Source organism: Streptomyces sp. NBC_01016, from assembly GCF_026341035.1.
In the GTDB taxonomy this organism is placed as follows: domain Bacteria; phylum Actinomycetota; class Actinomycetes; order Streptomycetales; family Streptomycetaceae; genus Streptomyces.
In genome coordinates this window covers 3,914,756-3,939,883 of record NZ_JAPEOQ010000001.1, presented here as the reverse complement: position 1 = coordinate 3,939,883, position 25,128 = coordinate 3,914,756, and the positions used below count along the sequence as shown (strand labels likewise).

Sequence of the window (25,128 nt, the reverse complement as noted above, 5' to 3'; positions counted from 1 at the left end):
GACCGCAACCCCGTGTGACCGCCAGGCCCGCTGTCACACCTCGATGGGAAGATGACGCAACTGGCGCAGCCGTACGCGCTACGAGGAGGGCAGGGCCCAATGGGACGCACGGAGCGGGAGGCCGTCGCCGACGGTTCGCGCCTCTACGCCGCCGTACGCGGCCTGCTCGACGACCACGCGCGGGCCGTGGACGCGGTCCGGGACGCCCTCACGCCGCTCCTCGACGAGTCGGTCGCCCGCGTCCTCGACACCATGCCCGTGGCACGGCTCCAGGAGGCCACGGACGGCCGCGTCCGCGTCGGGCTCGTGGAGCGGGACGGACTGCGCACGGTCCGCCAGGTCCTCGACGCCGGCCCCGCCCGCCTCAACCAGATCCACGGCGTGGGCCCGCAGACCGCCACGCAACTGCTGGCCGCCGCGGGCCGCCTCGCCGAGCGCGTACGGCAGACGGCCGCCGTGCCGCTCGACGTGGACGAGCCGGAGCCCCGGACGACCGCGCTGGTCACGGCGCTGCACGTGCTGGTGGAGGCGGGCCCCGACGCGCGGCACGCCGTCGACACCGCGACCGGCATCGCCCGCCGGCTCGGACCGCTGCTCGACGAGGCGCGGCCCGCTGCGGGGCGGCTGCGGCTGCTGTTCACCGGACGGGCCCGGCGGGCCCGCGCCCTCGACGCCGCCGAGCAGGTGCGGGCCGTCGTCGCGGAGGCCGAGCGGGCGGGCACGGGGCCGCTGTTCGCGCAGGCCTCGGTCGACCTGCTGCGCGGGCCCGCGACGGACGTGGCGGCGTGGGTCGACTTCGAGGTGCGCTCCGCCGAGTACTACAGCGTGCTCGGCGAGATCTCCGGTCTGACGCCGGACAAGGACGCCGCCGAGGGCTTCCTGCCCGCCGACATCGCCGAACAGGTGCGGACCCAGCAGCTCGACGAGTCGCGGCTGCGGGTGTCGCTGCGCGGCTATCAGGCGTTCGGGGCCCGCTTCGCGCTCGCGCGGCGCCGCGCGCTGCTCGGCGACGAGATGGGGCTCGGCAAGACGGTCCAGGCCATCGCCGCACTGACCCACCTGGCGACCGAGGGGCAGAGCCACTTCATGGTCGTCTGCCCGGCGAGCGTCCTCGTGAACTGGACGCGGGAGATCGAGGCCCGCAGCGCGTTGCGTGTCCTGCCGGTGCACGGCTCCGACCGGGGCGAGGCCTTCGCGGACTGGAAGGGCCGCGGCGGTGTCGCCGTCACGACGTACGACGCGCTGCGGGGCCTTCCGGCGCCCGGCGGCGGCGAGGTGGGGATGCTCGTCGTCGACGAGGCGCACGCGGTGAAGAATCCGGAGACGCTCCGCTCGCAGGCGGTGGCCGAGTGGGCCGAGCACTGCGAGCGGGTGCTGTTCATGACCGGCACCCCGATGGAGAACCGCGTCGGCGAGTTCCGCAATCTCGTGCGCGTACTGGATCCCTCGCTCGCGGACCGGCTCGACAAGGAGGACGGCCTCGCCGGGTCCGTCGTCTTCCGCACGGCGGTCGCCCCCGTCTATCTGCGGCGCAACCAGGACGACGTGCTGGCCGAGCTGCCCAGCCTCCAGCACACCGACGAGTGGGAGGAGTTGAGTTCCCAGGACCAGGCCGCCTACCGGGAGGCCGTCGCGTCCGGCAACTTCATGGCCATGCGCCGGGCGGCGTACGCGCACCCGGCGGAGTCCGCCAAGCTGGAGCGGCTGCGCGAGCTCGTCCGGGACGCCGCGGAGGCCGGACTCAAGGTCGTCGTGTTCTCCAACTTCCGCGACGTGCTCCGCGCGGTCAAGGGCGCCCTCGACACCGAACCCCCCGTCGGCGGGCCGGTGTTCGGCCCGCTCACCGGCAGCGTTCCGCCCGCGCGCAGGCAACTGCTCGTCGACGAGTTCGCGGACACGGCCGGGCCGGCCGTCCTCGTGTCCCAGATCCAGGCCGGTGGCGTCGGGCTCAACATCCAGGCCGCCTCGGTGGTGATCCTGTGCGAGCCGCAGATCAAGCCGACCTTGGAGCACCAGGCCGTGGCGCGGGCGCACCGCATGGGCCAGGTCCGATCGGTGCGGGTGCACCGCCTCCTCGCCACCGGCGGCGTCGACGAGCGCCTGGTGAAGATACTCGCCAACAAGTCCCGGCTGTTCGACGCGTACGCCCGGCGCAGCTCCATGGCCGAGGCGACGCCGGACGCCGTCGACGTGTCCGACGCGGAGATCGCGCGCCGGATCGTCGAGGAGGAGCAGGCACGCCTGGGCCTGGAGGGAGAGGGCTGACGCGTCAGTCCCTCAGGGCCTTGCGGATCGCGTCGTACGCCGGCTTGTGGCGGAGGTTGTCGTCCCAGGGCAGGGCGGCCCCCTCGCCGTCGAAGACCCCGGGGATCCACGAGTGCCGGTCCGAGTAGCCCCACAGCGTGATGCCGACGCAGCGCTTCACGGCAAGGCAGGCGTCGGTCACCTGCCCGTACCAGTCGGCCTGTTGGGCGAGCTTGGTCTGATCGGCGGGGAGGAGCATACGGATGTCGAGCTCGGTGATGGCGACGTCGACGCCGAGGCCGGCGAAGCGCTGGATGTTGTGCCGCATCTGGGACGGGAAGCCGTACTGGAGCGCGAGGTGGGCCTGCATGCCGAAGCCGTCGATGGGCACGCGGTCCGCCTTGAGCTGCTTGATCAGCGCGTAGTACGCGTCGGACTTCGCGCCCGTGCCCTCGACGTTGTAGTCGTTGAGGTACAGCTTGACCTTGGGGTCGGCGGCGCGGGCCCAGCGCAGGGCGTCGGCGATGTAGCCGGGGCCGAGGGTCTTGTAGAAGATGTTCTCCCGGTACGTGCCGTCCTCGTTCATGATCTCGTTGGCGACGTCCCAGGCGAAGACCTTGCCGCGGTAGTGCTTGACCACCTTGGTGATGTGATTCCTGAGGATCGAGCGGAGTTCGTCGGCGCTCCAGGTGCCGGAGGTCAGCCAGTCGGGCAGCTGGCTGTGCCACAGGAGCGTGTGGCCGCGGACCTTGAGTCCGTTGGCGCGGGCGTAGTCGACGATCTCGTCGCCCGCGGTGAAGTCGAAGACGCCGCGCTGGGGTTCGGTGGCGTACCACTTCATGCCGTTGCCGGGTGTGGTCTGGCCGAACTCGGTGCCGAGGAGGTGGGCGTACGGGGTGTCGTCCAGCTCGGGGTTGTCGACGGCGGAGCCGAAGTAGCGGCCCTGGGCGCGGGCGAGGTCGTGAAGGGTGGCGGAGGCGCCGGGTTTCTTGCCGCTGTCGGGGGCGGCGGCGGCCGGAACCGTGGCGAGGCCTCCGATGAGCAGGGCGGCCGTCGCGGCGGCGAGGGCGGCGGATCTGATACGGGTCGTGCGCATGGCGGATCTCCTCAACTGTGCGTCTTTCACGGGTGGTTGAGTGCGTCACTTCACGGGTGGTCGAATGCGTCACTTCACGCGTAGCTCGCAGCGCATCCGGCGGTCGTGCCCCACCTCGCGCACCGGGCCCGTGAGGGTGAGCGGCACCGTGTGGTGGACGTGTTCGCTGGACGCGGCGACGCGCAGTTCGAGGGCGCCGGGCTCGACGACGCGGCGGCCGTCGGCGCCGGTGTACGCGGCGAGGTCGGCGGGGAACGTGGCGTGGACCTCGGCCGAGGCGCCGGGGTCGAGGGGGACGCGGGCGTAGCCGACGAGCCGGACCTCGGGGCGGGCGACGGTGCCGACCGGGTCGTGGAGGTAGAGCTGGACGACCTCGGTGCCGGGCCGCTCGCCCGTGTTGCGCACGGTGAGCTTCAGCGCCACCTCGCCGTCGGTGCCGAACTCGGGGTCCTCGCACTGCGGGGCGTCCCAGGCGAACGTGGTGTACGAGAGGCCGTGGCCGAACGGGTAGAGCGCGGTGGGGTCGACATTGCTGGGCCCGCCGTGCCGCCCGAGCGGCGGGGCGAGGTAGGGGGCGGGCTGGCCGCCGCGGCTGCGCGGCACTCCGATGGGGAGGCGGCCGGACGGTTCGACGCGGCCGGACAGCACGCCCGCGACCGCCGCGCCGCCCTCCTGCCCGGGGAAGAAGGCCTGGAGGACGGCGGCCGCCCGGCCCGCCCAGCGGCCGAGTGCGTAGGGGCGTCCGCTGAGGACGACGATGACGGTCGGCACCCCGGAGGCGAACGCCTCGTCGAGCAACTCGCTTTGACCGAAAGGGAGTTCAAGGTCTTCGGCGTCGCAGCCCTCGCCGGACGAGCCGCGCCCGAACAGGCCCGAGCGGTCACCCACCACGGCCAGGCAGATGTCGGCGCGCGCGGGGTCGGCCACGAACTCCGCTCCCGGCAGCTCCGCGCGCAGCGCCTCCGCGAAGGTCGGGATGTCGACGCCGGTGGGCAGTTCGGGGTGGTTGACGCCGACGTGGCGCGGGAACGTGTAGCAGCCGAGCATCGCGGCCTCCTCGTCGGCGAGCGGGCCGACGAGGGCGACGCGGAGGCCGCCCGTCTCCGGGAGCGGCAGCAGGCCCGAGTCGTTGGCGAGGACAACCACGGACTCCTGCGCGACCTTGGCCGCCAACTCCCGCATGTGGGACGGGTTCAGGTCGACCGGTTCGGCCGAGGACTCCGGCTCGTCCTCCGGGTCGAGCAGCCCCAGTTCGCACTTCTGCGTGAGCACGCGCAGCGCCGCCCGGTCGAGCAGTTCCTCCGGGAGTCCCTCGCCGGTCGAGAAGCAGTGGGCGGCCGGGAGTTCGACGTCCACGCCGGCCGCGAGCGCGAGCGCGCCCGCCGCCGCTCCGGACGCGGCGACCCGGTGGGCGGACTCCAGGAACGCGATGCCGAAGTAGTCGGAGACGACGGTCCCGCCGAACTGCCATTCGTCGCGCAGGAGTTGGGTGAGGAGTCCGGCGTGCGCGTGGGCGGGCAGGCCGTCGACGTCGTTGTACGCGGCCATGACGGAGCGGGCGCCGCCCTCGCGCAGCGCCATCTCGAACGGCGGCAGGATCACATCCGCCAGCTCGCGCGGCCCGAGCGGCGCTGGCGCGTGGTTGCGGGCGGCGCGCGAGGCCGAGTAGCCGGCCAAGTGCTTGAGCGTGGCGACGATCCCCGCCGCTTCGAGGCCGCGTACGTAGGCGGTGCCGATGGTGCCGACGAGGTAGGGGTCCTCGCCGATCGACTCCTCGGTGCGACCCCAGCGCGGATCGCGTACGACGTCGAGGACCGGGGCGAGGCCCTGGTGGATGCCGACCGTGGCCATGGAGGCGCCGATCGCCCGCGCCATCTCCGTGATCAGGGCGGGGTCGAAGGTGGCGCCCCAGGCGAGCGGGGTCGGGAACACGGTGGCCTGCCAGGCCCCGAAGCCGGTCAGGCACTCCTCGTGGGCGAGCGCGGGCAGCCCGAAGCGGTTGCCCGCGCGGATGCGGCGCTGCAACGCGGCGAGGCGGGCGGCCCCTTCGGTGGGGTCGACGGGGACGGTACCGAAGGGGCGGGTGAGCTGGCCGAGGCCGTACGGGAGGAGCGCGTCGAGGTCCGCGCTCTCGGCGGCGTACGCGTGCTGTCCGGGCGCCACGGCGGCCTCGGAGTCGGAGCCGATGGCCGCGCCCAGCCACACGCTGGACAACTGCGCCGCCTTCTCCTCGGCGGTCATCCGGGCGAGCAGGTCCGCCGCCCGGACGTGGGCGGGAAGGGTGGTGTCCTGCCAGGGCTGGGCCATGGATCTCCTCAAGTGCGGTGCAGATGGTGAAGGGGGTTCGGGACGTCAGCCCTTGGTCGCGCCCATGGTGATGCCGCCGATCAGCTGCCGTTCGGCGACCGCGTAGAAGGCGAGCGCCGGCACCATGGCGAGGACCAGGTAGGCGAAGACGCGGGCGATGTCGGCGGCGTACTGCCCCTGGAACTGCTGGACGCCGACGGGGATCGTCCACCAGGTCTCGTTGCTGAACACCAGCAGGGGCAGCAGGAAGTTGTTCCAGCTGCTGACGATGGCGAGGACGGAGACGGTGCCGAGCGCGGGGCGCGCCATCGGCAGCAGGATGCGCCAGAAGAAGCCGAAGGGCGAGCAGCCGTCAAGGGTGGCCGCCTCCTCCAGTTCGCCGGGGATCTGCCGGAAGAAGCCGCGCAGGATGACGATGGTGATGGGGAGCCCGAACGCGGCCTGCGGCAGGATCACGCCCCACGGGTTGTCGAGAAGACCGAAGGTGCGCAGCAGGACGAACAGCGGCAGGATCGCCACGGCGAACGGGAACATCAGCCCGATGGTGAAGAGCGTGAACATCAACTCCCTTCCCCGGTAGGCGAATCGGGCGAGGGAGAACGCTGCGAGGGCGGCCGTCCCCACGGTCAGGACGGTCGTCCCGACGGCGACGAGGGTGGACGAGCCGAGCATCCGCCAGAACGACCCGGAGGCGAGGATGTCGGTGTAGTTGGACGTCACCCAGGGCGAGGGCAGGCCGAAGGGGTTGCTGGAGAGCTGGTCGGTGGACTTGAAGCCGGACACGAGCGCGTACAGCAGCGGTGTCACCATGACGATGCCGACCAGCCAGACGATCACGTACAGGGGCACCTTGCCGAAGCGGCGGCGGCCCACCGTGTCGGGGGCGGTCATCGGGTGGCTCGCATGTTGGTGAGGGCTCCTTCGGTGTCGCGGCGCAGCACGAGGCGCTGGTAGGCGAGGGCGAAGACGAGGCTGATGAGGAAGAGCGCGATGCTGATCGCGCTGGCGTAGCCGATCTGGTAGCGCTTGAACCCGAACTGGAACAGGGTGATGGCCATCGTCTCGGAGGCGTGGTCCGGGCCGCCCTGGGAGGTCACCCACACCAGGTCGAACAGCTGGATGGCGCCGATGATCGACAGGAACACGCTGATCCGGATGGTGGGTCCGAGCAGTGGCAGGGTGACGTGCCGGAAGCGCTGCCAGGCGCCGGCCCCGTCGATCCGGGCGGCCTCGTGCAGTTCGGCCGGGATACCTTGGAGGCCCGCCAGGTACAGCATCATGTGGAAGCCGAAGAACTTCCAGGTCATCACGAGGAACAGGGTCGGCATGACGGTCGACTGGTCGGCGAACCACAGGCCGCCGAGCCCGTCGAGACCGACGGCGCCGAGCACGCCGTCGGCGAGCCCGTCGTCCGGCGCGAAGATCATGGAGAACAGGACACCGGTGATCACCTCGGACAGCACGTACGGGGCGAAGAACAGCATCCGGTAGATCGCCCGGCCGCGCAGCTTCTGGTTGAGCAGCACGGCCATGGCGAGCGCGAACGGCAGTTGGACGAGGACGGAGAAGCCGACCAGGAGCAGTCCGCGCCACAGGTCGCCGAGGAACACCGGGTCCTTGATGAGGCGGCTGTAGTTGGACAGTCCCGTGTAGTCCGAAGGTGACCCGAATCCGCCCCAGTCGAAGAGGCTGACGTACAGCGCGTACAGGATCGGCGCGAGGACGAGCGCGCCGAAGAGGATCAGTGCGGGCAGGGTGAAGGCGAAAGCGGTCAGCCAGTCCTTGACGCGCCGGGCGAGCGGACGCCGGTTGCCGGGGCCGGGCTCCGGCTCCTTGGCGACGGGCTCGGCGGCGTCCTTGACGTAGGTCGAAGTCATGGTCTCTTACTGACTCTTGGCGACCTGGGTCACCGAACGGGCCACCTGGTCGGGGGACTTGGAGCCCGCGATGAGCGCGGCGACGGAATCGTTGATCTCCTGGCCGACGGCCGGCGGGTAGGCCTGGTCGAGGTAGAGCTGGAAGCCGGTCGACTTGCGGAGCATGTCGGAGACGGCGGTCAGGTTGGGGTCCTTGAGCGCACTCTCGGCGTCCTTGACGACGGGGATCAGGTTGGCCTTGGAGACAAGGAGGCGGTCCGACTCGGCGGTCATGAAGAACTTCATGAAGTCCATGGCCTCCTTCGGCGCGCCCTTGCGCAGCGCGTAGCCACCGCCTCCACCGAACACGTCGGTGCCCGCGCCCTTGCCGCCCGCGACCGAGGGGAACGGGAAGAAGCCGAGGTCCTTGCCGATGCCCTTGCCGGCGTCGGCCTGCACGACGGGCGCCCACTGGCCCATCAGCTCCATGGCCGCCTTGCCGTTGCCCATGGCGGCGGCCTCGCCGTTGGGAGTGGAGTACGCGGCGCCGAGGTGACCCTTCTGGAACGGCTTGAGCGCGACGAGTTCCTTCAGGTGTTCGCCCGCCTTGACGAAGTCGTCGCCGGTGAAGTCCTTGGCGTCGGCGGCCTTCTGCATGCCGTCGACCCCGGCGATCCGCATCGACAGGTACGACCAGAAGTACATGCCGGGCCACTTCTCCTTGCCCGCGAGGGCGATCGGGGTGATGCCCGCGGACTTCAGCTTCTTGATCGTGTCGAGGTAGTCGTCCCAGGTGGTGGGCGGTTCGCTGATGCCGGCCTTCTTGAAGAGCGCCTTGTTGTACCAGAAGCCGACGGCGCCGATGTCGAAGGGCACCGCGTAGGTCTTGCCGTCGAACCGGTAGGGCTTGACGGAGGCGGGCACCAGGGTGTCGGCCCAGGGCTTCATGGGCCCGGTGAGGTCCTCGACCATCCCCGCGTCGATCTGCTGCTGCAGAACGCCGCCGCCCCAGGTGTGGTAGATGTCCGGAAGCTTTCCGGAGCTGGTCAGCGCGGTCATCTTCGACTTGTAGGCGTCGTTCTCCAGCGTGACGAGCTTGATGCGCACCTTCGGGTGCTCGGCCTCGAACGCCTTCGCCCGCTGGGGCCAGATGGTCTTCGACGGCTCGGTGGTCTGGATGTTCCACCATTCGATGACGGTCCGGCCCGAACTGTCCTGTCCGCCTCCGGTGTCGGAGCCGCCGCAGGCAGTGAGCGCGGCGGCGCCGAGACCGGCCGCCGTTGCGGCGCCCATGAATCGACGGCGGGAGAAATCGGAGGCTGACATGGCGCACCTTCCGGAAGAGACCCGAAAACTATCGGTGGATGGCCTCGGAAGTTACGGACACAACGGAGGGGTGTCAACGCCCTTGACAGAAAAGGCCGTTGACACCCCTCAGAGGTGCTGTAGCGGAGTTACGCGGTCCGTGGCGCGGCCGTGCTGGCCCGCACCACGAGCTCCGTGGCGAGGTCGACGCGCGGAGCCGCGGGCTCCACGGAACGGGCCAGGTCGAGCGCGGTCCGGGCGGCCAACTTGCCCATATCGGACAGCGGTTGGCGCACCGTGGTGAGCGGCGGCGCCGACCAGCGGACTTCCGGAAGGTCGTCGAAACCGACCACGCTCAGGTCCTCGGGCACGCGCAGCCCGCGCCGCCGCAGCGCCTCGATCGCGCCGAGCGCCATCTGATCGCTGGACGCGAAGATCGCCGTGGGTGGCTCGTCGAGGTCGAGCAGCCGATGGCAGCCGTCGAACCCGGACGCGTGGTAGAAGTCGCCGGCCACGATCAGCTCGTCCTCGACCGGCACGCCCGCGACGTCGAGCGCGGCGCGGTAGCCGTCGAGCCGGGCCCGGGAACACAGCAGTCGCGGCGGCCCCTGGATGAACCCGATGCGCCGGTGCCCGAGTTCCAGCAGATGCTCGGTGGCGGCCATCCCGCCCGCCCAGTTGGTGGCGCCGATGGTCGGCGCGTCCGTGACGGGGGCGCCCGCCGGGTCGATCACCACCAACGGCACGCGAAGCCGCCGCAGTTCGTCGCGAAGCCCCGGTTCGAGCACCGAGGTCACGAGGATCACGCCGTCCGATGCGCGGGCCCGCAGGTTGGTCATCCACTCCCGCGCGTCGCCCGCCCGGTCGTGGATGGCGGAGACGACCGTGCCCACCCCGGCCTCGTGGGCGGCCTCCTCGACCCCCCGGATGATCTCCACGGCCCACGGGCTGTCCAGGTCGTTGAAGACCAGGTCGAGCAGGGCCGCCCGGTCTCCGGACGCGGGCGCCCGCCGCCGGTACCCGTGGCGGTGCAGCAGGTCCTCGACGCGGGCCCGGGTGCCGGGCGAGACGTCGGAGCGACCGTTGACGACCCGCGAGACGGTCGGCACGGACACTCCTGCCTCCCGCGCGATCTCGGTGATCGTCACCTTGGCCGGCCCCTCAGGACTCCGCGTGGCTGCCTTGCGCTGGGCGCCTTCCCCGGCCACGTTCCCCACCTCCGTCGACACACGCTTCCGAGAAATCTCCGGATGTCTTCCGGAAACCGTAGGACATGCCGTCGACCGGGTGTCGGTCAAGTCGTCTTTCCGTGCGGCCCGCCGAACACCCGGTACCGAATCTACGTCTTCGGGGCATCCAGCACCGCGCCCAGCCACGCGAGTTGGCGTCGTACGTGGCTCGCGTCGCCGCCCTCGTGACCGTTGAACGGGTAGGAGTGGATCTCGCGGACGGGGTCGTGCGGGGCCAGTTCGCCGTAGCGGTTGCAGGCCGCGTGGGCGCCGCTCGGCGGGCAGACGGTGTCGCGAAGGCCCACCCCGAAGTGGGCCGGGGCGTGGGCACGGCGGGCGAACGAGATCCCCTCGACGTACGACAAGGTGCGGTACGCGGCCTCTTCCGCGCCCCGGTGCACGGCGAGGTAGGCGGCGACCTCGCCGTACGGTCCGGCGTCGCTGAGGTCGAGGGCGCGCCGGATGCCGCACAGCAGCGGCGCCGTGACCACGGCCGCCGCGAGATCCGGGACGAGTCCGGCGACCGCGAGGGCCACTCCCCCGCCCTGACTGTTCCCGACGGCGGCGATCCGCCCGGGGTCGACGCCGGGCAGTGCGCGCAGCGCGTCGACCGCGCAGACGGCGTCGGTGATCAGCCGCCGGTAGTGGTACTCGTGCGGGTCGAGCAGGCCGCGCACGGCGGGTCCTGGACCGCCCGGCGCGCTCGCGTGCGGGTCGGGGGTCGCGCCGCCGCTGCCGTACTGGTCGCCCTGGCCGCGGTTGTCCATGAGCAGGTGTGCGTACCCGGCGTTCGCCCAGGTGAGGCGCTCGTGCGGGAGGCCGCGGCCACGGCCGTATCCGGCGAACTCCACGATGCCCGGCAGGAGTTCGGACACTTCGGCGGGCCGCGTGTACCAGGCGCGCACCGGGTCGCCGGCGAAGCCGCGGAACGTGACGTCCCAGGTCTCGACGAGCTTCAGGCCGTTGTCGACGGGCCGGGAGTCGAGCAACGGCCGGGCGTGCCGGGCGGACGTGAGGGTCGCCTGCCAGAAGGCGTCGAAGTCGGCGGGTTCGTCGAGCGCGGGGCGGTGTCTCCGCAATGTGTCGAGAGGCAGGTCGAAGGCGGGCACAGGCACCTCACAGGGTGTGGTGGGGCCAACTCCCGTGGCAGCGGCACCCATTGACAGGGGTGGGGAGCGGCTTTAGGTTGCGGCGACGTTACCGGAAGATTCTCGGAAGTTCTCGGTTACGCCTCTCCCTTGCCCTAGCCGCCCCCTGCCCCTGCCCTCGTTGCCCTCCGCCCTCGTTGCCCTCTGTCCTCGTTGCGCCGCGCGCCGAAAGGCCCCGTATGAGTTCCTCCACCATCACGGGCGACCCGCCCGACACCGGAGCCGCCTCCGATCCGCCCGGTCGGGCCCCCAGCGGAAAACCCCCGTCGGGCCGCCGCACGTGGCGCCAATCGCTGCGCCGTGACTGGCAGTTGTACTCACTGGCCGTGCTGCCGATCGCGTTCTTCCTGGTGTTCCGCTATCTCCCGATGATCGGCAACGTGATCGCGTTCCGCCGGTTCGAGCCGGGCGGGTCGATCCTCGGCGAGGAGTGGGTGGGGCTTCGCTACGTCGAGATGTTCCTCAGCGATCCGACGTTCTGGCAGGTCTTCCGGAACACGCTGTGGCTGGGCGGTCTGACGCTCGTCTTCTGCTTTCCGATCCCGATCGTGCTCGCGCTGCTCCTCAACGAGGTGCGGCGCAGCTCGCTGAAGCGGTTCGTGCAGTCGGTGTCGTATCTGCCGCACTTCCTGTCGATCGTGATCGTCGCCGGCATCACCGTGCAGATGCTCGCGACCGACGGCCCGATCAACCATGTGCTCGGCCTGCTGGGCCACGACCCGATCCGCTTCATCCAGGAGCCCGAGTGGTTCCGCACGGTCTATGTCGGCTCGGAGATCTGGCAGACGGCCGGCTGGGGCACGATCCTCTATCTCGCCGCGCTCACCACGATCGACGAGGACCTGTACGAGGCGGCCCGGATCGACGGCGCGGGCCGCTGGCGGCAGACCTGGCACGTCACCCTGCCCGGCATCCGCCCCACCATGATCACGCTGCTCATTCTCAACGTCGGCACGTTCCTCGCGGTCGGCTTCGAGAAGGTGCTGCTCCTGTACAACCCGCTGACGTACCAGACCTCCGACGTCATCTCCACCTATGTCTACCGGACCGGTGTCGAGTCCAGCAGCTTCAGCTACGCCGCCGCGATCGGCCTGTTCGAGGCGGTCATCGGGCTCGTCCTGATCACCACATCGAACCAGCTCTCGCGCCGCACAGTGGGGACCAGCCTGTGGTGAGTGTCGACCACCCCGCGACGGGCCACCGCCCCGCGAAGACCTACCGGCCCACGAAGGGCTACCGCGCTTTCCGGGGCGCCAACGCCGTGATCCTCTCGCTCGTCGTGGCCGTGACCCTGTACCCCTTCGTCAACATCATCGCCCGCTCCTTCAGCGGCGAGCGGCAGATCCGCGCGGGCGAAGTGACCTTGTGGCCCAAGGGGTTCAACCTCACGACGTACCGACTGGTCTTCCAGGACTCGATGTTCTGGCGCAACTACGGCAACACCGTTCTGTACACGGTGGTGTCGACGGTCGTCGCGATGGTGCTCACGACCTGTTACGCCTATGTCCTCTCCAAGAGGCAGCTGCGCGGCCGCACCGCGCTCATCGGCATCGCCGTGTTCACCATGTTCTTCACCGGCGGCCTGATCCCGAACTACGTCCTGGTCACCAGTCTCGGCCTGAAGAACAGCATCTGGGCGATCGCCCTGCCCAACGCGATCAGTGTCTTCAACCTGCTCGTGATGAAGGCCTTCTTCGAGAGTCTGCCGACGGACCTGGAAGAGGCCGCGCAGATCGACGGACTGAGCACGTACGGCATTCTGCTGCGCATCGTGCTGCCGCTGTCGAAGGCGGTGGTGGCGACGATGGCGCTCTTCTACTCCGTGTCGTTCTGGAATTCCTGGTTCAGCGCGTTCCTGTACCTCGACCGGGCGGACCTGATGCCGGTCACCGTGTATCTGCGCAACATGATCATGGGTGCGACCGGAGGCGCCAACGCCGGCGCCGCCACCGACCAGCTCAGCCAGGTCGGCGCCAACATCCAGTCGGTGACCATCGTGCTCACGGCGCTGCCGATCCTCTGCGTGTACCCGTTCGTCCAGCGCTACTTCGTCAAGGGCGTCATGCTCGGCGCGGTCAAGGGCTGACGGCAGCAACTCACCCTTCTCTCACGGGAGTTCTAGTGAAGAACAGCGGTCAGCTCTCACGGCGCCAGATACTCGCCGCCGCAGGCTTCATCGGCCTCGCGACGCTCACGTCCTGCGGCAGCGGTGACGACGACGCCGACGGCAAGGATCTGGCGAAGAAGCAGGACGGCGCCATGAAGGAGTTCAAGGCGGGCCAACAGTTCAAGGCCACCAAGGCGCTGTCCTTCTCCACGCTGCACAACAACAACCCGGTCTATCCGACCAAGGACGGCTGGTTGTTCTGGAAGGAGCTCGCCAAGCGCACGAGAGTCACCCTCAAGCCCGTCGACGTACCGCTCGCGGACTACGAGAAGAAGCGCGGCGTGCTGATCGGCTCGGGCGACGCGCCGTTCCTGATCCCGAAGACGTACCACCCCTCCGAGGTCGCGTTCGTCTCGTCCGGCGCGATCCTCCCGGTCAGCGACTACGTCCAGCTGATGCCCAACTTCCGCGCCAAGGTGAAGCAGTGGAAGCTCGAGCCGGAGATCGACTCCATCCGGCAGTCCGACGGCAAGTACTACCTGCTGCCCGGCCTGCACGAGAAGGTGAAGTCCGGTTACTCGATGTCGCTGCGCACGGACATCCTCGACAAGCACGGACTCGCCCTGCCGACCACCTGGGACGAGGTGTACGACGTCCTGAAGGCGCTCAAGGAGGAGTACCCCGGCAAGTACCCGATGACCGACCGCTGGAGCACCAACACCCCGTTCCCCTGCGGCGCGTTGTTCCAGTACCTCGGCCAGGCGCACGGGGTGCGGGCCGGCTGGTCGTACGACAACATCAGCTACGACGGCAAGGCGAAGAAGTTCGTCTTCACGCCGACGCAGGACGGCTACCGGTCGATGGTCGAGTACCTGCGCAAGCTGGTCGCGGAGAAGCTGCTCGACCCCGAGTCCTTCACCCAGCAGGACGACCAGGCCGTGCAGAAGCTGCTCGCCGAGAAGTCGTACGTCATCAGCGCCAACCCGCAGGAGCTGGTGCAGAACTACCGCTACAACCTGAAGAAGCAGGTCAAGGGCGCGAAGATCGAGATGATCCCGGTGCCGCTCGGCCCGGCGGGTGCGGTGGTGAACGGCGGCTCCCGCCTGGAGAACGGCGTGATGATCTCCAGCAAGGCACTCAAGGAGGACACGTTCGTCGCGATGATGCAGTTCGTCGACTGGCTCTTCTACTCGGACGAAGGCCAGGAGTTCTGCAAGTGGGGCGTCGAGGGCGTCACGTACACGAAGTCCGGAGGCACGTACAAGCTCAAGGACGGCATCACACTCATGGGCTCCGACCCGGACGCCCCGAAGGACCTCCAGAAGGACTTCGGCTTCTTCAACGGCGTCTTCACCTACGGCGGCAGCTGGGAACTCGTCTCCTCCAACTTCAGCGCCGACGAGCAGAAGTTCCAGGACGGGATGTCGAAGCGCAAGGAGCTGCCGATCGGCCCCGCGCACCCACTGCAGTCCGCCGAACAGGAGCAGGCCACGCTCTGGGACACCCCGCTGAAGGACTACACGATCCAGAACACGCTGAAGTTCGTGCTGGGCAAGCGGCCGATGTCCCAATGGGGCGACTTCCTCACGGAGTTGAAGGCGAAGAACTCGCAGCAGCTGGTCGACCTGCACAACAAGGCGGCCGACCGCTTCGCGAAGGAGAACGGGTGACGGCGGTGACCGGACGGGCTCCAACCGCCGTGGCGCGCGGTGGCTTCGGCACCGGGCCGCTGTCCCGCGCCGCGGCGCTCGTCCACACCCTGCTCACCGTGGAGGCGATGCTCCTCGCGGCGGCATCGCCCGGCCTGGCCGGCGTGTTCCTGCTCGGCACCGATCCGTCGAACCTGCCGCTGATCGCCCTGTGCCTGGTGCCGCTCGGACCCGCGCTGTCCGCCGCCCTGTACGCGCTGCACCGGCGCGGGCGGGAGCTCACGGAGCTGCGGCCCGCGCGGACGTTCTGGTACGGCTGGCGGCTGAACGCGGTTCCGGTGCTGCGCCTTTGGGTGCCGCTGCTCGCCTGGCTGACGGTGATCGGCTTCTCGCTGACGCACTTCCCGGACGCCGGGGTGCCCGGCTGGTGGGCGGGGCTGCTCGTGGTGGTCGGCGTGGTGTCGCTGCTGTGGGGCGGGCATGCCCTCGTGCTCGGCTCGCTGTTCGCGTTCCGCTCCGGCGACACCGCCCGGCTCGCCGCGTACTTCCTGCTGCACAGGCCGACGGCGTCGCTCGCCACCGCCTCGCTGCTCGTCCTCGCCGGGGGCCTGACGGCGCTCGGCACCGAGGCCCTGCCGGTCCTGCTCGCCGCACCCCTGCTCCTTTCCCTGCTGCACGCCTTCCGCTCGGAGATCACCGAGGCCCAGGAGGACTTCACGGCATGAGTCGCCCGCACATCGACAAGATCCTCTACGGCGGTGACTACAACCCCGAGCAGTGGCCGAAGGAGGTGTGGGACGCCGACCACCGGCTCTTCACGAAGGCCGGGATCGACACCCTGACCGTCGGCGTCTTCATCTGGTCGCTGACCCAACCCGCCCCGGACAGCTACGACTTCACGGTGGTCGACGACATCCTGGACCGCGCGTCCGCCGAGGGCCGTCGCGTCGTCCTCGCCACCGGTACGGCCGCACTCCCGCCCTGGCTGGCGAAGGCGCACCCGGAGGTCAACCGCACCGACTTCGAGGGCCGCCGGCACGCGTACGGCCAGCGCCACAACTTCTGCCCGAGCTCACGGACGTACCGGCGTCTGTCGACCGCGCTCGCCTCCCGCCTGGCCGAGCGGTACGCGCACCACCCGGCGCTGCTGGCCTGGCACGTCAACAACGAGTACGGCGGGGCCTGTTACTGCGAGCGGTGCGCGGAGGCGTTCCGCGCCTGGCTGCGCGAGCGGCACGGCAGCCTCGACGCCCTCAACGACGCCTGGTGCACGACGTTCTGGTCGCACCGCTTCACGGACTGGTCGCAGATCGAGCCGCCGAACGCGCTCACCGAGCACTGGCGCGGCCCGGACCACACCGCCTTCCAGGGCATCACGCTCGACTACCTGCGCTTCACGACGGACGCGCTGCTCGGCTGCTTCGTGGCGGAGAAGGAGGCGATCCGCGCGCACGACCCGGCCACCCCGGTGACGACCAACTTCATGGGCATGTACCGCCCGTTGGACTACCACCGGTGGGCGCCGCACCTCGACTTCGCGTCGTGGGACAGCTATCCGCCGCTCGACAAGCCGCCGTCGTGGCCGGCGCTCGCCCACGACCTGATGCGCGGCCTGAAGGACGGCGCCCCGTTCTGGCTGATGGAGCAGGCTCCGTCGACGACGGCGTGCCGCGACGTCAATCCACTGCGCAGGCCGGGCGAGTTGCGACTGGCGACGTGGCAGGCGGTGGCGCACGGCGCTGACGCGGCCCTGTACTTCCAGATGCGGGCCTCGCGCGGGGCGAGCGAGAAGTTCTTCGGCGCGGTGATCGGACATGCGGGCCGGGAGGACACCCGCGTGTTCGGTGAAGTGGCCACATTGGGCGCCGAGTTGGCGTCGCTGGGCGCGACCACGGTCGGCGCGCGCACCCCGGCCCGCACCGCGCTGCTCTTCGACTGGGACAGCTGGTGGGCACTGGAGATCTCGGACGGCCCGTCGCGGCTCGTGAAGTACCTCGACGTCGTCCACGCCTACTACGGCGCGGCGCGGGCGGCGGGCGCGGACGTGGACGTCGTCCCGGTGACGGCGGACCTGTCGGGCTACGACGTGGTGCTCGCGCCCGCGCTGCACCTGGTGAAGGGGGATCTGGCCGGGCGCCTGGAGGCCGTGGCGGAGCGCGGCGGGACGGTGCTGACGACGTTCCTCTCGGGGCGCTGCGACGAGCACGACCGCGCGTTCCTCGCCGACGTACCGGGCCCGTTGGCGCCGCTGATGGGGGTGCGCGTCGACGAGTGGGACGCGCGCCCGGCCGGCGTCACGAACCCGCTGGACGGGGGCGGCGGCGAGGGGAGCCTGGTCTTCGAGATCGTGATCCCGCAGGGCGCCGAGCCGGTGGCCCGCTACACGTCCGACTTCTACGCGGGCACCCCGGCGGTCACCCGCAACCGCTTCGGCGAGAGCGGCGGTGAGGGCTGGTACGTGGCCACACACCTGGACGAGGCAGGCACGGACCGGGTGGTGCGTGCCGTGCTCGCCCGCCACGATCTGATCGGCCCGTATGCGGACCACCGCGACGTCGAGTCGGCGACACGCGTCGCGCCGGACGGCACGCGGGCGCTGTTCCTGCTCAACCACGGTGCTGCGGCAGCCGAGTTGACTGCGCACACCACCGTGACCGACCTCCTCACCGGCGAACGCCATGAGAAGGGCGGGCCGCTCACGCTCGGCCCGCTGGGTGTGGCGGTGCTCCGCGTCGAGTGACGCGGAGCAGCTCGCGGAGTGACACGGGCGGGGACGGGGCGGGGTGACTCAGTGGATGAGCCGCCCCGCCCCGTCCGGCACCCCCGACTTGCGCAGGAAGTAGCTGTTGACCTGGTCCCGCCACTCGCGGGCGCAGCGCAACTGCTCCTCGTACAGCTCGCTCACGCGGGCGTGCCGTGCGGGTGTCATCAGCCCGGCGAGCGACGCCCACACCTCCTGCGCGGCCACCACTTCCTCGACGCCCTCGAAATGGGCGTCGTAGATGTGCTGGATGACGGTCCTGCCGCTGTGCAGCACGTGCCCGTAGGGCACGTGGTGGAAGAACAGGAGCAGTTCGTCGGGACAGGTGTCCGGGGTCTCGTACGTGTCCGACCAGGGCGGCGCGTACTGGCCCGTGTACCCGGTGCCGGTGGCGCGGCTGCGGTCCACGCCGACGCCGTCGCGATCGGCGAAGTGGTAGGTACCCCAGGGGCTGTACTCGTATCCGTCGACACTCGGCCCGTAGTGATGACCGGGCTGCACCATGAAGCCGACACCCAGGGGCGCGGTGTACTTCTCGTACGTCGCCCAGGACCCGGCGAGCACGGCGCGCAGCCCGGACCGCAGCAGGGCGGGATCACCGGTCGACTCCGGCGTGAACGTCAACTCGATCCACTCGTCCAGGAGTTGTCCGGGTTCGGCATCCGGGTTCCAGGCCAGCCGGCCGAAGGCGTACAGGTTGAACTGGGCGAGTGGGTGGCCGGTCCAGAACGGGTCGTAGCCCGCGCTCGAGACGGCCACCAGACCGCCTCCCGCGGCGAGTTGCCCAACCGTGGGCCCGTCCCCACCACGGGGTCGGAACCGCAGCACCTCGCTCCACATCGGCGCGAGCGCGCACACGTGCCGCTGCTGCCCGGTGTACTCCTGGGTGACCTGGAGCTCGACGGCGACGCGCGTGGCGGGCAGCGCACCGATGACCGGCGACACGGGTTCACGGACCTGGAAGTCCATCGGCCCGTGCTTCACCTGGAGGACGGCGTTGTCCCTGAACTGCCCGTCCAGCGGGGCGAAATGGTCGTACGCGGCGCGCGCCCGGTCCGTGCTCCGGTCGCGCCAGTCCTGGCGGTGGTCGTACACAAAGGCACGCCAGTGGACGGTGCCGCCGTGCGGGGCGAGCGCGTCGGCGAGCAGGTTCGCCCCGTCGGCGTGCGAGCGGCCGTAGGCGAAGGGACCCGGCTGCCCCTCGGAGTCGGCCTTGACGATGAAGCCGCCGAAGTCGGGGATGACGTCGTACACCCGGTCCACCGCCGCCCGCCACCACGCCCGTACGCCTTCATCGAGCGGATCGGCGGTGTCGAGGCCGCCGAGGAGCAGGGGCGCGGCGAAGCTGACGGAGAGGTGGGTACGGATGCCGTAGTGCCGCAACTCGGCGGCGATGGCGGCGACTTCACCGATCCGGTCGGTGAGCAGTCGGGCTTCCGTCGCGTGCACGTTGACATTGTTGACGCCGAGCGCGTTGACGCCGCTGGCCGCGAGCAGCCGCGCGTAAGCCCGCACCCGCTCCGGCTCCGCGCGGGCCTTCCCGTCCCGCCAGAACAGCGATCCGCCCGCGTACCCGCGCTCCACCTGCCCCATCACGGGGTGCACGTCGACGTTGTCCCAGTGGTCGAGCATGCGCAGGTCGAGGGCGGGCCGGTGCGTTTCGGGCGGCGCGTCGACGAAGGTGGCCCCGCCGAGGCGGACGACGTGGAAGTACCCGTGGAGCAGGCCGGCCGGGGTGGCGGCGGTGACGGTGGTACGGCCGTCGCCCCGCTCCAGGAGGAACCCTTCGGCCTCTTGGTCGCCGCCACCAGTGACCCGGAGCAGCAGCTCGTACGCCTCCCCCTCTCCGACCATCTTGCCGCCGAACTTCGCGCAGGCATGGGTGACTTCGGTCCGGGCGGTGTCCACCAGTACGCCCTCGCCCCGCACGAGGACGCGCCGCGCGCCGACCCCGCGCAGCGCCCCGTCGGGCAGCCACGCGGGATCGACGCCGTGCAGGGGTGCAGCGACGCCGTGCGGGGGTGTCACGACTGCGCCACGTCCAGCGCGCCGATCCCCACGGCGCCCGCGACGTCCCCGGGCTTGCGGCTGGTCAGCCTCAGGCGCAGCGATCGTCCGCGTACCGCGTCGAAGGTGATGACGGTGGGCTCGCCGGAGGCCTTGGCCCAGGCGATGTCGGCGTCGTCCACGACGGTGTACGTGTCGCCGTCGCCGACCGCCACCTCGATCGCGGCGGGCAGGGAGTGGGTGGCGTCGACCGTGAAGGAGGCCTCGATGCGGCCCACTTGCCGTTCCTCGGCCCAGGTCACCGAGACCCAGTCCTCCGGCCGCGCTCCCTTGAAGGCGGGCAGCAGGGCGGTGGCGTCCTTGCTGAACGCGTTGGACCACTGGGTGGCCGGGTCGCCGTCGAGCATCGCGGCGGGGAGCGTCTTCGTGGCACCCGAGTAACTGGCGTCGGCGTGCGGGTACTTGGTGGCGCCCGGGCCCGGGTCGGGGGCGAAGGACTCGGCCGGGGTGACGGGCTCTCCCGCGGGGCCGGTGACGCGCAGCGTCGCCTTTCCCTGCCGCAGTCCGTCCGCGCGCGCCGTGACGGTGAGGGAGCCTGGCTCGGTTCCGGCCCGCACGATCGCGAGCGCGAGCCCGTGGAACGTGGTGCGGGTGCTGGCCTGGTAGCGCTCGGCGGACTCCTGCTGCCCGTTGTCGACGCCCGCCAAGTGGCCGCCCTTCACGCTGAATTCGAGGAGCCGCGCGGCATCGGGGACGACGATTCCCTTCGCGTCGACGACCTCCGCGGTGACGAAGGCGAGGGCCCGCCCGTCCGCCGCGACCGACTTCCGGTCCGCCGTCAGACGCACGGCATGCGGGGCTCCGGCCGTACGCAGCACGTCCGTCGCCACCGTCTTGCCGCCGCGCCGCGCGACCGCCTTCAGCTCACCGGCCGCGAAGGGCACCTTCCATGTCAGGTGCAGCTTGCCCGCGCTGCCGTTCGGCGAGGTGTAGCTGCCGGGGTAGGCGCCGGACGTGACGGTCTTGTCGTCGTGCGTGGCCTCCGTGGTCTCCAGGTACGGGCGGCCGTCGACGGTCTTCTTCTCGTCGAAGGAACGGGTGCCCAGGGAACGGCCGTTGAGGTAAAGCTCGACCTCGGCGACGTTCGCGTACGCCCACACCTCCACCTCCTGACCGTCCTCGTACGTCGTCCAGTCCATCGGCAGCAGATGCACCATCGGCTCGTCGACCCACTGGCTGCGGAAGAGGTGGTACATGTCCTTCGGGAAGCCGGCCGTGTCGACCGCGCCGAAGAACGAGGCCTTCACCGGGAACACGTCGTACGGGGTGGGTTCGCCGATGTAGTCGATGCCCGACCACAGGAACTCACCGGCGAAGAAGCGCCGGTCACGGTCCTTCTTCAGGCCGTACTCGCCGCTCATGGTCCAGGAGGCGAGGTTGTTGTCGTAGGAGGAGGTGGCACGCTTGCCGGGGGTGTGGTTCTCGCCCGTGTTGAGGTGTTCCGGCTCCTGGTACGTACCCCGGCTCGATGTCTCGGACGAGGACTCGGACTCGAAGAGGAACAGGTGCGGGTAGCGCTTGTGCAGCGCGTCGACGGAGGCGGCGGTGTTGTAGTTCAGGCCGAGGCCGTCGAGCCCGGCGACGATCTTGTCGGCGGGCGAGCCCACGGCGGGCAGCGAGCGGTACTTGTCGGAGCCGATGACGACCGGGCGGGTGCCGTCGAGTTCCTTGACGTCGGCGATGAGACGCTCCGCCATGGCGATGCCCTGCGTCTGGGTGGAGTCGGGGATCTCGTTGCCGATGGACCACATCAGGACGGCCGGGGAGTTGCGGGCGGCGCGCACCATCTCGGCGATGTCGGCGTCGGAGTGCTCGTCGAAGAAGCGGCCGTAGTCGTAGGTGTTCTTGCCGGTGCGCCAGCAGTCGAAGGCCTCGACGAGCATGATCAGGCCGAGGTCCTCGCAGGCCTCGATGACCTCGGGCGCGGGCGGGTTGTGCGAGGTGCGCAGCGCGTTGACGCCCATGGACTTCATGATGGTCAACTGGCGGCGGACGGCGTCGGGTTGCACGGCGGCGCCGAGCGCGCCGAGGTCGTGGTGCAGGTCGACGCCCTTGATCTTCGTGTGCGTGCCGTTGAGCGAGAGGCCCTCGTCGGGGTCGAAGGTGGCGTGCCGGAGACCGAAGCGGGTGCGGTAGGTGTCGACGGTGCGGCCGTCGACGCGCAGGTCGGTGACGAGCGTGTAGCGGTTCCCCGGAGTCCCGATGGACCACAACTCCGGCTTGGTGATCCGGAGTTGAAGGTGATCCGTCTTGCCGTCCTTGCCGACTCCCGCGAGGGTCGACTCGGCGCGCGCCACGCGGCGGCCCTTCGCGTCGCGGACCGTGGAGAGGACCGTCACGTCGCGTGCGGCGCCCGAGGCGTTGGCGACGGTCGTGCTTACGTCGACGGTGGCGTAGCCCTTCTTGAGGGTCTCGGCGAGGTCGGGCGTCGTGACGAACGTGCCCCAGCGCTCGACGTGCACCGGTTCGGTGACGACGAGGCGGGCCCTGCGGTAGATGCCGCTGCCGGAGTACCAGCGGCTGCTGGGCAGGCGATTGCGGACCTCGACGGCGAGGAGGTTGGAGGTGGCGCCGTCGACGTGCAGCAGGTCGGTGACGTCGTGGGCGAACCCGGTGTAGCCGTAGGGGTGGTGGGTGACGAGCTCGCCGTTCACATAGACGTTGGCGTCCATGTAGACGCCGTCGAACTCGACGGAGATCCGCTTGCCCGCGTACGCCTTCGGCACCGTGAACGTCTTGCGGTACCAGCCGAGTCCGCCGGGGAGGAAGCCCGTGCCGCTCGTCGTGTTGTGCTCGGTGGTGGGCGTCTGCTCGATGGACCAGTCGTGCGGGACGGCGACCTTCCGCCACTTCGCGTCGTCGTAGTCGGGCCGCTCGGCATCGGCGTACGCGCCGGTCGGATCGGTGATGCCGTCCGGGCTGACCAGCGCGAAGCGCCAGCCGTCGGCGAGCTCGACGGTGCGGCGTCCGACGTTCCCCGCGCGACCCTCGGCTGCACCGGCGGCGGGCGCGGCGAGCGCCCCCACGACGGGGGCGGCCGCGCTCGCAGCCAGCACGGATCTACGACTGACGGATCTACGACTAGCAGACATGCGGAAATCCCCTCGAAGCCAACAGGACTCGCCATAAGCAAACGTGAGCCAACAGATTCTTGTGGCTTCCCGTGGGGATTAGTCAATAGCCTTACCGAATAAGGTGCGTGAGGAGCCCGTGACACCTGAGACTTCAGGCCACTCCTCAGCAGGGAGGGACGGGCGGCGGGCCGAAGCCCTTACGTGTCGCCGATCGTCGGGTACGGGAACTTGACCCCGGTGCCGCCATCCACGACGAGCGTCTGCCCGGTCACGTACGAGGAGAGCGGCGAGGCCAGGAAGAGGAGGGCCGCGGCGATGTCGGCGGGCTGGGCGACACGGCCGAGCGGCGCGTTCGCCGCATTGGCAGCACGCCCCTCCTCCCCGAGCAGCCCCGCGACCCGCGGCGTCCACACCACACCCGGCGCCACCGCATTGACCCGCACCCCGCGCGCCCCGTACTCGACGGCAGCCGTCCGCACCAGGGACATCAGCCCCGCCTTGGCGGCTCCGTACGCGCCGTGCAGCGGAGCCGCCGTGAGCCCCGACACGGACGCCACGAACACCAGCGGCCCGCCGCCCGCCGCCGCCACCGCCGCTCCCCCGTACTGAACGGCGAGCCAGGCGTGCCGCAGGACCAGGTCGAAGTGCCACTGCCACGCGTCGTCGTCGAGCCCGTCCAGGGCCTCGTAACGGGCCATGCCGACGATGTCGACGACGCCGCCGACCGGCCCCAACTCCCGTTGCGCGTACGCGAAGAGCTCCCGCATGTCCTGTCGCCGCGTCACGTCCGCCACGTACGGGACGCCACCGGTCTGTGCCGCGACCGCCTCCACCCGCTCTTTGTCGACGTCCACGCACAAGACGCACGCGCCCGCCGAGGTGAGCGCGTGGGCAGTCTGCCGTCCGATGCCGTTGCCCGCGCCGAGCAGGACGAAGGTGCGGCCGTCGACCCGGTGCAGGGCGCCGTAGTCGGGCACTGGGGTGTCGTCGAGGTCCATGGGCGAGCTCCTCCGGTAGCCGGTCCGGTGGGCGGGCGCGGGCCGACGATGCGGGAGATCTGACGAAGTGTCAATACCGGCGGGGGTCGACGCGGGGCCGCCCGCGCCCGGGAATGTCCGGACTCCGGTTAGCGTTGTCCGCGAGCAAGACAAAGCACAGAAAAAGCACTGACAGAACCACAGACAAATGCACAGACAACCTGGTGGAAGGCGGCACACCGTGCACGGCGAGTACAAGATCCCCGGCGGCAAGCTCGTCGTCGTCGACGTGGACGTGGCGGACGGCGTGCTGCGCCAGGTCCGGGTGGCGGGCGACTTCTTCCTCGAACCGGACGACGCGCTCCTCGCGATCAACGCCGCGCTCGAAGGCGCCCCGGCCGACTCCGACACCGCCACCCTCGCCGCCCGGATCGACGCGGGACTGCCGGCCGGCACGGTGATGCTCGGCCTGACGACCGAGGGCGTCGCCACCGCCGTGCGCCGCGCGCTCGCCCAGGCCACGGACTGGCGGGACTACGACTGGCAGCTCGTCCACGACGCGCCCCAGTCCCCCGTCCTGCACATGGCGCTCGACGAGGTGATGGTGGAGCAGGTCGCGCTCGGGCAGCGGCCGCCGACGCTGCGCGTGTGGGAGTGGGACCGGCCCGCGGTGATCATCGGCAGCTTCCAGTCGCTGCGCAACGAGGTCGACCCGGAGGGCGTCGAGCGGCACGGGGTGACCGTCGTCCGCCGTGTCTCCGGCGGCGGCGCCATGTTCGCGGAGCCGAAGTCCACCATCACGTACTCGCTCGCGGTCCCCGAGTCCCTGGTCTCCGGCCTCTCCTTCCAGGACTCCTACGCCTACCTGGACGACTGGGTGCTCGGCGCCCTCGCCGACATGGGTATCAAGGCCTGGTACCAGCCGCTCAACGACATCGCCACGGACGTCGGCAAGGTCGCGGGCGCCGCGCAGAAGCGGGTCGCGGCCGGGCAGGGCGCGGTGCTGCACCACGTGACGATGTCGTACGACATCGACGCCGACAAGATGGTCGACGTGCTGCGCATCGGCAAGGAGAAGCTGTCCGACAAGGGCACGAAGAGCGCCAAGAAGCGCGTCGACCCGCTGCGCCGCCAGACCGGCCTGCCCCGCGAGGAGGTCATCTCCCGCATGATCGACTCGTTCCGCAGCCGGTACGGGCTCACCGAGGGCAAGGTGACCGACGAGGAACTGGCCCGCGCCCAGGACCTCGTACGCACCAAGTTCGGCACGGACGAGTGGACGGCGCGGGTCCCGTAGTCCTCAGCCGG

The 25,128-nt window shown here is 70.5% G+C and carries 17 protein-coding genes; 7 read left to right on the top strand and 10 right to left on the bottom strand.

The window, feature by feature from the left end:
* Positions 1-99 precede the first annotated feature (99 nt).
* Entirely contained in the window at positions 100-2,265 is a 2,166-nt protein-coding gene (locus tag OG746_RS17760; protein ID WP_266715612.1) for a DEAD/DEAH box helicase, read from the top strand.
* Positions 2,266-2,269: 4 nt separating this feature from the next.
* On the opposite strand, the gene OG746_RS17755 is transcribed toward OG746_RS17760, so the two are convergent.
* From OG746_RS17755 to OG746_RS17725, 7 genes are all read right to left on the bottom strand, one after another.
* Entirely contained in the window at positions 2,270-3,340 is a 1,071-nt protein-coding gene (locus tag OG746_RS17755; protein ID WP_266715610.1) for an endo-1,4-beta-xylanase, read from the bottom strand.
* Positions 3,341-3,409: 69 nt separating this feature from the next.
* On the bottom strand, positions 3,410-5,647 hold the full coding sequence (locus OG746_RS17750; RefSeq protein WP_266715608.1) for a glycoside hydrolase family 3 N-terminal domain-containing protein: 2,238 nt from the start codon (positions 5,645-5,647) through the stop codon (positions 3,410-3,412).
* A gap of 45 nt (positions 5,648-5,692) precedes the next feature.
* Positions 5,693-6,538, bottom strand: a complete 846-nt coding sequence (locus tag OG746_RS17745) for a carbohydrate ABC transporter permease (protein WP_266715606.1) — start codon at positions 6,536-6,538, stop codon at positions 5,693-5,695.
* Complete coding sequence (locus tag OG746_RS17740; RefSeq protein ID WP_266715604.1) at positions 6,535-7,524, bottom strand: carbohydrate ABC transporter permease; 990 nt, start codon at positions 7,522-7,524, stop codon at positions 6,535-6,537. The genes OG746_RS17745 and OG746_RS17740 overlap by 4 nt, the downstream gene beginning before the upstream one ends.
* A 6-nt stretch (positions 7,525-7,530) precedes the next feature.
* Entirely contained in the window at positions 7,531-8,829 is a 1,299-nt protein-coding gene (locus tag OG746_RS17735; protein WP_266715602.1) for an extracellular solute-binding protein, read from the bottom strand.
* A 128-nt stretch (positions 8,830-8,957) separates the two neighbouring features.
* Positions 8,958-9,956 (bottom strand): LacI family DNA-binding transcriptional regulator, encoded by a 999-nt coding sequence (locus OG746_RS17730; RefSeq protein WP_266715600.1) that lies wholly within the window; start codon positions 9,954-9,956, stop codon positions 8,958-8,960.
* 191 nt (positions 9,957-10,147) lie between these two features.
* Positions 10,148-11,146, bottom strand: a complete 999-nt coding sequence (locus OG746_RS17725) for an acetylxylan esterase (protein ID WP_266719025.1) — start codon at positions 11,144-11,146, stop codon at positions 10,148-10,150.
* A gap of 218 nt (positions 11,147-11,364) precedes the next feature.
* Between OG746_RS17725 and OG746_RS17720 the strand changes: the two genes are divergently transcribed.
* From OG746_RS17720 to OG746_RS17700, 5 genes are read left to right on the top strand one after another with little or no spacing between them, the layout of a single operon-like run.
* On the top strand, positions 11,365-12,360 hold the full coding sequence (locus OG746_RS17720) for an ABC transporter permease (protein WP_266715598.1): 996 nt from the start codon (positions 11,365-11,367) through the stop codon (positions 12,358-12,360).
* The gene (locus OG746_RS17715; protein WP_266715596.1) at positions 12,357-13,271 is read left to right on the top strand and encodes a carbohydrate ABC transporter permease; all 915 of its coding nucleotides are present in this window, start codon (positions 12,357-12,359) and stop codon (positions 13,269-13,271) included. The genes OG746_RS17720 and OG746_RS17715 overlap by 4 nt, the downstream gene beginning before the upstream one ends.
* A gap of 35 nt (positions 13,272-13,306) precedes the next feature.
* Positions 13,307-14,962: an ABC transporter substrate-binding protein gene (locus OG746_RS17710; protein WP_266715594.1), complete on the top strand. Its 1,656-nt coding sequence runs from the start codon at positions 13,307-13,309 to the stop codon at positions 14,960-14,962.
* Positions 14,959-15,666, top strand: a complete 708-nt coding sequence (locus OG746_RS17705; protein WP_266715592.1) for a hypothetical protein — start codon at positions 14,959-14,961, stop codon at positions 15,664-15,666. Before OG746_RS17710 ends, OG746_RS17705 begins: the two co-directional genes overlap by 4 nt.
* Positions 15,663-17,681, top strand: a complete 2,019-nt coding sequence (locus tag OG746_RS17700) for a beta-galactosidase (RefSeq protein ID WP_266715590.1) — start codon at positions 15,663-15,665, stop codon at positions 17,679-17,681. Before OG746_RS17705 ends, OG746_RS17700 begins: the two co-directional genes overlap by 4 nt.
* A 48-nt stretch (positions 17,682-17,729) precedes the next feature.
* On the opposite strand, the gene OG746_RS17695 is transcribed toward OG746_RS17700, so the two are convergent.
* The 3 genes from OG746_RS17695 to OG746_RS17685 form a co-directional block, all read right to left on the bottom strand.
* Complete coding sequence (locus OG746_RS17695; RefSeq protein ID WP_266715588.1) at positions 17,730-19,730, bottom strand: alpha-glucuronidase; 2,001 nt, start codon at positions 19,728-19,730, stop codon at positions 17,730-17,732.
* Positions 19,727-22,861: a glycoside hydrolase family 2 TIM barrel-domain containing protein gene (locus OG746_RS17690; protein ID WP_266715586.1), complete on the bottom strand. Its 3,135-nt coding sequence runs from the start codon at positions 22,859-22,861 to the stop codon at positions 19,727-19,729. Before OG746_RS17690 ends, OG746_RS17695 begins: the two co-directional genes overlap by 4 nt.
* Before the next feature lie 179 nt (positions 22,862-23,040).
* Positions 23,041-23,841 carry an SDR family NAD(P)-dependent oxidoreductase gene (locus tag OG746_RS17685; RefSeq protein ID WP_266715584.1) on the bottom strand — a complete coding sequence of 267 codons (801 nt, stop codon included), beginning with the start codon at positions 23,839-23,841 and terminating at the stop codon, positions 23,041-23,043.
* Positions 23,842-24,061: 220 nt separating this feature from the next.
* On the opposite strand from OG746_RS17685, the gene lplAB reads away from it, so the two are divergent.
* Positions 24,062-25,117, top strand: coding sequence for a lipoate-protein ligase LplAB (gene lplAB / locus OG746_RS17680; protein ID WP_266715582.1), 1,056 nt, complete (start codon positions 24,062-24,064; stop codon positions 25,115-25,117).
* Positions 25,118-25,128 lie beyond the last annotated feature (11 nt).

Bases quoted from the DNA above. Each gene is read 5' to 3' on its own strand.
- OG746_RS17760 (WP_266715612.1), top strand. From the start codon at position 100: ATGGGACGCACGGAGCGGGAGGCCGTCGCCGACGGTTCGCGCCTCTAC.
- OG746_RS17755 (WP_266715610.1), bottom strand. From the start codon at position 3,340: ATGCGCACGACCCGTATCAGATCCGCCGCCCTCGCCGCCGCGACGGCC.
- OG746_RS17750 (WP_266715608.1), bottom strand. From the start codon at position 5,647: ATGGCCCAGCCCTGGCAGGACACCACCCTTCCCGCCCACGTCCGGGCG.
- OG746_RS17745 (WP_266715606.1), bottom strand. From the start codon at position 6,538: ATGACCGCCCCCGACACGGTGGGCCGCCGCCGCTTCGGCAAGGTGCCC.
- OG746_RS17740 (WP_266715604.1), bottom strand. From the start codon at position 7,524: ATGACTTCGACCTACGTCAAGGACGCCGCCGAGCCCGTCGCCAAGGAG.
- OG746_RS17735 (WP_266715602.1), bottom strand. From the start codon at position 8,829: ATGTCAGCCTCCGATTTCTCCCGCCGTCGATTCATGGGCGCCGCAACG.
- OG746_RS17720 (WP_266715598.1), top strand. From the start codon at position 11,365: ATGAGTTCCTCCACCATCACGGGCGACCCGCCCGACACCGGAGCCGCC.
- OG746_RS17700 (WP_266715590.1), top strand. From the start codon at position 15,663: ATGAGTCGCCCGCACATCGACAAGATCCTCTACGGCGGTGACTACAAC.
- OG746_RS17690 (WP_266715586.1), bottom strand. From the start codon at position 22,861: ATGTCTGCTAGTCGTAGATCCGTCAGTCGTAGATCCGTGCTGGCTGCG.
- OG746_RS17685 (WP_266715584.1), bottom strand. From the start codon at position 23,841: ATGGACCTCGACGACACCCCAGTGCCCGACTACGGCGCCCTGCACCGG.